General features: G+C 71.7%; 7 protein-coding genes. 4 read left to right on the forward strand and 3 right to left on the reverse strand.

Going from position 1 to position 6,427, the window contains the following annotated elements; all coding sequences use genetic code 11:
* Positions 1–137: 137 nt before the first annotated feature.
* Positions 138–1,058 carry a LysR family transcriptional regulator gene (locus ACH34R_RS09860; RefSeq protein WP_397561009.1) on the reverse strand — a complete coding sequence of 307 codons (921 nt, stop codon included), beginning with the start codon at positions 1,056–1,058 and terminating at the stop codon, positions 138–140.
* A gap of 473 nt (positions 1,059–1,531) precedes the next feature.
* Here ACH34R_RS09860 and ACH34R_RS09865 point away from each other — a divergent pair, with 473 nt between their 5' ends.
* From ACH34R_RS09865 to ACH34R_RS09880, 4 genes are all read left to right on the forward strand, one after another.
* Complete coding sequence (locus tag ACH34R_RS09865) at positions 1,532–1,831, forward strand: hypothetical protein (protein ID WP_397561010.1); 300 nt, start codon at positions 1,532–1,534, stop codon at positions 1,829–1,831.
* A 186-nt stretch (positions 1,832–2,017) separates the two neighbouring features.
* Positions 2,018–2,428: a molybdopterin-binding protein gene (locus tag ACH34R_RS09870; protein WP_111171499.1), complete on the forward strand. Its 411-nt coding sequence runs from the start codon at positions 2,018–2,020 to the stop codon at positions 2,426–2,428.
* 70 nt (positions 2,429–2,498) lie between these two features.
* Positions 2,499–3,239 (forward strand): molybdate ABC transporter substrate-binding protein, encoded by a 741-nt coding sequence (gene modA / locus ACH34R_RS09875; protein ID WP_397561038.1) that lies wholly within the window; start codon positions 2,499–2,501, stop codon positions 3,237–3,239.
* A 723-nt stretch (positions 3,240–3,962) separates the two neighbouring features.
* The gene (locus ACH34R_RS09880) at positions 3,963–4,709 is read left to right on the forward strand and encodes a lytic polysaccharide monooxygenase (RefSeq protein WP_397561012.1); all 747 of its coding nucleotides are present in this window, start codon (positions 3,963–3,965) and stop codon (positions 4,707–4,709) included.
* 52 nt (positions 4,710–4,761) lie between these two features.
* Here ACH34R_RS09880 and hpaE read toward each other — a convergent pair whose 3' ends face one another.
* Together hpaE and ACH34R_RS09890 are read right to left on the reverse strand one after the other, a co-directional pair.
* A complete protein-coding gene (hpaE, locus tag ACH34R_RS09885) occupies positions 4,762–6,231 on the reverse strand; it encodes a 5-carboxymethyl-2-hydroxymuconate semialdehyde dehydrogenase (RefSeq protein ID WP_397561014.1) in 1,470 nt (489 codons plus the stop codon).
* Positions 6,228–6,427: dihydrodipicolinate synthase family protein (locus ACH34R_RS09890; RefSeq protein ID WP_397561015.1), on the reverse strand; the 200-nt coding region annotated here is incomplete at its 5' end. The genes hpaE and ACH34R_RS09890, both read right to left, overlap by 4 nt.

The raw sequence follows: 6,427 nt of genomic DNA on the forward strand, positions 1-6,427 counted from the left end.
CCCGGATGCTTTGCGGCCCAGGGGGGCCGGCCTGCGCGATGTTCCGATGTGAACATCTCTGTTCACGCCACCCGGTGGGACGCCGGCTGCTTCGGGGATCGCGTGCCGTGGAGTGGGCCGGCCGTCTGTTTCGCGCGTCAGGGAGTGCCGGGCGACGCCGTGAAGCCGCCTTCTTCCGCGAGGTCTTCGGCGGCCCTGACGAAGTCGGCGATGTAGGGGGCGGTCGCCGCGCGCGGCCAGGCGACCGCGACCACCCTTGGGCTGAGGTCGGAGACCGGCAGATAGACGAGGTCGGCGCGGGGATGGCGGCACGCGGCCGAGGCGGGGACGAAGGCGACGGCCTGGCCGAGCGCCACGACCTCCAGGATCTGGGCGAGGCCGCAGACGGCCGGGCCGTGCCGGAGCGGCCGGCGGGGGAGGGGGGTTTGGTCCCGGCCGCTCCAGTAGGCGGTCATCGCCGGTTCCGCGCCCGGCCGGTACGGGAAGGGCTCGTCCGCCAGGTCGGCCCTGCGCAGCCTGCGGCGCCCGGCGAGCCGGTGCCCGGCGGGCAGCACGGCCACCCGCGGCTCGGTGAGCAGCGGCTCGGCGTCCAGCCCTGCGGTGTCGAAGGGGCTGCTCAGCAGGGCCGCGTCGGCTTCCCCACGGCGGACCAGGACGGCGGGGTCCTGCCACCCGGTGACCATGGCGCTGAGCGGCCGGCGGCCGGGCACCGCCTCGTACCGCGACCGGATCTTCGCCAGCAGCCCGGCATCACGAGACCGCGCGGCCACCAGCAACGGCTGCCGCGCGCCCGCCGTCCGCCGCGCACGCCGCAGCGCCGCATCGAACGCGGTGATCACCGAACGCGACGAGTCGAGCAACTCCTCGGCGGCGGCGGTGAGCATGACCAGCCTGGTCGTGCGCTCGAAGAGCGGCGTACCGAGCTTGGCCTCCAGCCGCCGGATGCTCCGGGAGAGGGGAGGCTGAGCAATGCCGAGCCGCTGAGCGGCCCGGCTGAAGCTCAGCTCCTCGGCGACGGTGACGAAGTAGCGGAGCTCCCGGATCTCCACATTGTTCATCAGACAAATATAATTCCTATACCGGGTGATATTTCCGCTCTTGTGCCGTTTCTAGGGCATTCGACCTGAGTGGGGATGCCGCGTAGGGTCCGGCGTTTCCTGCCTACCTGCAAGCACACGCACCAAGCCACCCTTCAGGCCGCCACGGCCTGCCGGCGACCCCCTGCTGTACCGCCGTGCGGGTGGCGGGTGGCGGGTGGCGGGTGGCGTCGCGTACAGCGGGGCAAGGGGCGGGGGGCCAGGTGTGCCGCCTTGTCGTACTGCGGGGTGTGGGTGTGACGGGCGAGCGGCGGTACCTGGGCCGGTGGTGGCCGGGTGGGCCGGGCAGGGGTGGCCGGCATTGCTGAAATAAATACTGCTTTGGGGTGTTCTGCGTATTTTGTCGGAGCAGATATGGGGTGCGATCGGCGAAGGGACGTGTGATGGACGGGGGCCTTGTGACACCGCTCGTGGCTGTGGCCCTTGGGTGCTCCATGCTGGTCGCGCCCGAGCCCGCCGATGCCGTTGGCATTCACATCGTCCCGGCCAGGGTCGCCGCCGGGCAGGACGTCACGGTGACGCTCTACTGCCCGGCGGGTGCGAAGGGCGGGACGGTGGACGGCCCCACCACCTTCGGGTCGCACCGGGCCGAGTTCTCCGAAGGCAGAGGCACCGTCACGGCCCGCATTCCGCAGGAAGCCGATCGGGCCGAACATCAGATCAACGGCTTCTGTGACGACGGCGAAGGCTCCGCCCGGGAGGCCGTGGTGTCGGCGTTCATCCAGGTCTTCTGACGGGCCGCCACCGCTGAGATCCGTCCGCCCGCCGGGTGCCCTACCCTGAGCGGGCGATGAGCGCGTCCCGGAGTGCCGGTGTCGGCCTGTGGGCTCTCAGATACGGCGGGGATGGCGCTGATCAGTTGGAGGGTGCCAGGTAAATGTGGCCTTGCGGCCCGCATGTACGAAGGTATGGTGAGCTTCGTGACGACGTTCCGGATCAGTGAGGCTGCCGCGCTGCTCGGCGTCAGCGCGGACACGGTCCGGCGCTGGATCGACGCCGGCCGGCTGCCCGCGCGGCGCGATGACCTGGGGCACCGGATCGTGGCGGGCGCCGACCTCGCGGCCTTCGCCCGTGCCCAGGTCGCCGCCGAGGGCGGTTCCGGGTTCTCCTCGGCGCGCAACCGGTTCCGCGGCATCGTGACCGAGGTGCTCAAGGACGCGGTGATGGCCCAGGTGGAGATCGCCGCCGGGCCGTTCCGGGTGGTGTCGCTGATGAGCCGCCAGGCGGTGGACGAGCTCAAGCTGGAGGTCGGGATGACGGCGGTCGCCGTGATCAAGTCCACCAACGTCGTCGTGGAGATCCCCGACAACGCTCGCGCGGCGGGCCACTAAGGAGTTCCAGGTGCTCAGGCGTCCTCCCCGGCGGCCCTTGCCGGCCGTACTGCTCATCCCGGCGGTCATCATGGCGTTGACCCTCGCGGCCTGCGGCGCCGGGGGGACGGCTCCGGCCGGCGGGGCGGGGTCCGCGCCGCGCGCCACGTCGCTCACCGTGTTCGCCGCCGCCTCGCTCACCGGGACCTTCACCGAGCTGGGCAGGCGCTTCGAGGCCCGGCACCCCGGCACCCGGGTGCGGTTCAACTTCGGCTCCAGCGCGACCCTGGCCCAGCAGATCGCCGAGGGCGCGCCCGCCGACGTGTTCGCCGCCGCCAGCCCGGCGACCATGAAGACCGTGCAGGACGCCTCCCTGGCGAAGTCGCCCGCCGTGTTCGCGCGCAACACCCTGGAGATCGCGGTGCCAGCCGACAACCCGGCGGGCATCGCCGCCCTGGCGGACCTGGCCCGCTCCGGGGTGAAGGTCGCGCTGTGCGCCGAGCAGGTCCCGTGCGGCGCGGCGGCGGCCAGGGCGCTGTCCGCGGCCGGGCTCAAGGTCACCCCGGTCACCCTGGAACAGGACGTCAAGGCCACCCTGACCAAGGTCGAACTGGGCGAGGTGGACGCCGCCCTCGTCTACCGCACCGACGTGATCGCCTCCGGCAAGGTACGCGGGATCACCTTCCCCGAGGCGGGCGAGGCGGCCAACGACTACCCGATCACCGTTCTGTCCAGGTCACCCGCCCCCGACCTGGCCCGGCGATTCGTCGATCTGGTCCTGTCCGGCGAGGGCGGCGACGTCCTCACCAAGGCGGGCTTCCAGAGGCCCTGACCCCCGCTCCCAGGCTGTAGGGGCACCATCTTGTGGGCCGGCCGGTAGCCGAGCGCGTCATTGATGGCGCGCGTGTGGTGGTCGCCGTCGGCGGTGCCGGTGAGCAGGCCCGCGATGCCCGGGCAGCACGCCGGTGCCGTGGTGCCGGGCGTCGCCCTTGCCGTCTCGGTACGACCGGCTCGGCGATGGCGGCGACGGCGTTGGAGTGGGTCGCCGCGGTCCCCGACCGTCGGCGCCGCCTCCCGTACGCGGTCGGCGTCCCGGCCCACGGTGCCGTAGTCGTGCACGGCGGGACGCGGCGAACGTCTCGGCCGGCTCATCGGGCACGACCCCGTCCCAGCCGGCCGGCCGGTAGCCGGGGTGCGCGCCATAGACGATCGCCTTGAGGTCGTCAAGGCCGGCATCGGCCGGCGGCAGCCGCGCGTAGGTCAGCGTCGAAACGGTACGAAAGCCACGCGCGGCCAGGAACGCCTCTGCCGGTGAGCCGGGCTCCGCCGGCGCGGCGCCCGGCAGGAGGGAACCGGCGCCCTTGCGCCGCCCGGCCGGGTGGACGTGCGGCTCCAGATCGGCCAGAGATCGGCCAGATGATCCCGGCCCGCCTTGGCATCTCTGCCGCACACCTCCCTCACTACCGTCCGAGGGGACGGATCCTGGCAAAGCGGTTTACTGTTAGGAAACTTTACTTTATATTTGGAGTACCCCTCAGCACGAAGGATGTATGAGATGCGAAGATTGCTCACAGTCCTCGCCACGGCGGTGGTCACCATCGCGACGGTGGTGGTCGTGGCCCCGCCCGCGTCGGCGCACGGCTACATTTCCGACCCCCCGAGCCGTCAGGCGAACTGTGCCTCCGGCAAGGTCCGGAACTGCGGCCAGATCATTTGGGAGCCGCAGAGCGTGGAAGGCCGTCAGGGCCAGCGTAACTGCCACGCCGGCGACGCCCGCTGGGCTCCGCTCAACGACGACTCCAGGGCATGGCCGGCCGCGAACGTCGGCAGCACGGTCAACTTCCGCTGGAGCGTCCCCGTGCCGCACTCCACCAGCACGTGGGAGTACTTCATCGGCAGCGACCGGGTCGCGGTGTTCAACGACCGGGGCAGGCTCCCGGCCAGGACCGTGAACCACACGGTGAACCTCGGCGGCCACTCCGGCCGGATCAAGCTGCTGGCCATCTGGAACGTCGCCGACACCGGTATGGCGTTCTACAGCTGTGTCGACCTCCAGGTGGGCCCCGGCGGTCCGGAGCCGACCCCGACCCCGACCGTGACCCCCACGGTCGACCCGACGCCGACCCCCACCCCCACCGTGACGCCGACCCAGGGGCCCGCGGGCAACTGGGCCTCCGGCACCTCCTACGGCGCCGGTGACCAGGCGATCTACAACGGCGCCACCTACCGGTGCCTACAGGCGCACACCGCCCTGACCGGCTGGGAGCCGCCGAACGTGCCGTCGCTCTGGCAGCGCGTCTGATCGACCCCTTCCCCTCCCCGGTGACGCCGGGGAGGGGAAGCGGCGTGTCCGGTCAGGCCGCGCCGAACCGTGGCACCGGCAGGTCCTCGGTGGCCACGTGCACGATGTGCGACTCGGTGTAGACGTCGATGCTGTGCCGGCCGCCCTCGCGGCCCACGCCGCTGGCCTTCACCCCGCCGAACGGCGTGCGCAGGTCGCGCACGTTCTGGGAGTTGACCCACAGCATGCCCGCCTCGATCGACCGGGCCAGCCGGTGCGCCCGGCGCAGGTCGTTGGTCCACAGGTAGGCGGCCAGGCCGTAGCGGGTGGCGTTGGCCAGCTCGATCGCCTCGGTCTCCGACGTGAACGGCGTGACACTGACGACCGGCCCGAAGATCTCCTCCTGGAAGATCCGCATCCCCGGTGTGACGTCGGCGAACACGGTGGCCGACAGGAAGTTCCCCGAAGGCAGGTGCTCGGGCCGGGAGCCGCCCGCCACGAGCCGCGCCCCCTCGGCCGACCCGATCCGCACGTACTCCATCACCCGCTCGTAGTGCTCGGGGTGGATCAGCGCGCCGAGTTCGGTGGCCGGGTCGCCCGGGTCGCCCACCCGCACCCGGGCGGCACGCTCGGCCAGCCGGTTCACGAACTCCTCGTACACCGTGTCCTGCACCAGGACCCGGGAACTGGCCGTGCAGCGCTCGCCGTTCAGCGAGAAGACCCCGAACACCGCCGCGTCCAGCGCCCGTTCCAGGTCGGCGTCCTCGAAGACCACCAGCGGTGACTTGCCGCCCAGCTCCATCGACAGGGTCTTCAGGTGCGCCGAGGCGTTGCGCATGATGGTCTGGCCGGTGCCGCTCTCCCCGGTGAAGGAGATGACCGGCACGTCGGGGTGCGCGACCAGCGCCGCGCCCGCGTCCTCACCGATGCCGTGGACGAGGTTGAACACGCCCTCCGGCAGCCCGGCCTCCTCCATGACCTGCGGGAGCAGGCTGGCCGACAGCGGCGACCATTCGGCGGGCTTGAGCACCACCGGGCAGCCGGCCGCCAACGCGGGGGCGAGCTTCCAGGTCTCCAGCATGAAGGGGGTGTTCCAGGGCGTGATCAGCCCGGCCACGCCCACCGGCTTGCGCACCACGTAGTTGAGCTGGGCGTCGCCCACCCGGTAGACGTCCTCGCCCATGGTGGTGATCACGTCGGCGAAGAAGCGGAAGTTGTGCGCGGCCCGCTTGGCCTGGCCCTTGGCCTGGGTGATGGGCAGACCGGTGTCCCGGCACTCCAGGGCGGCGATCTCGTCGTCCCTGACCTCGATGGCGGCGGCGATCCTGCGCAGTACCGCGGCCCGCTGGTCGCCGGTCATCCGCGGCCACGGCCCGTCGGTGAACGCCTTTTGCGCCGCGCTCACGGCGGCGTCCACGTCGGCCGCGCCGCCCGCGGCCACCTCCAGGTGCGGTTCGTTCGTCGTCGGGTCGAGGGCGGTGAACGTCTCGCCCGAGCGGCTCGGCGCGTGCCGGCCGCCGATGTAGTGTTCCAGCCTCTTCACTGGAGTCCCTCACTTAGCTGCAGCAGTTCGTTGATCTGGGCGATGCCGGGCTCGGTCGGTGTGATCAGTGGCGGCCGTACGTGTGCGGAGGCGATGAGGCCGCGCTGGTGCAGGACCCATTTGGCTGGTGCCGGGTTGGTCTCGACGAACAGCAGGTCGACCAGGGGGTGCAGGGCGTAGTGCAGGTTCAGGGCGG

The organism is Spongiactinospora sp. 9N601, from assembly GCF_044326295.1.
In the GTDB taxonomy this organism is placed as follows: Bacteria; Actinomycetota; Actinomycetes; order Streptosporangiales; family Streptosporangiaceae; genus Spongiactinospora; species Spongiactinospora gelatinilytica.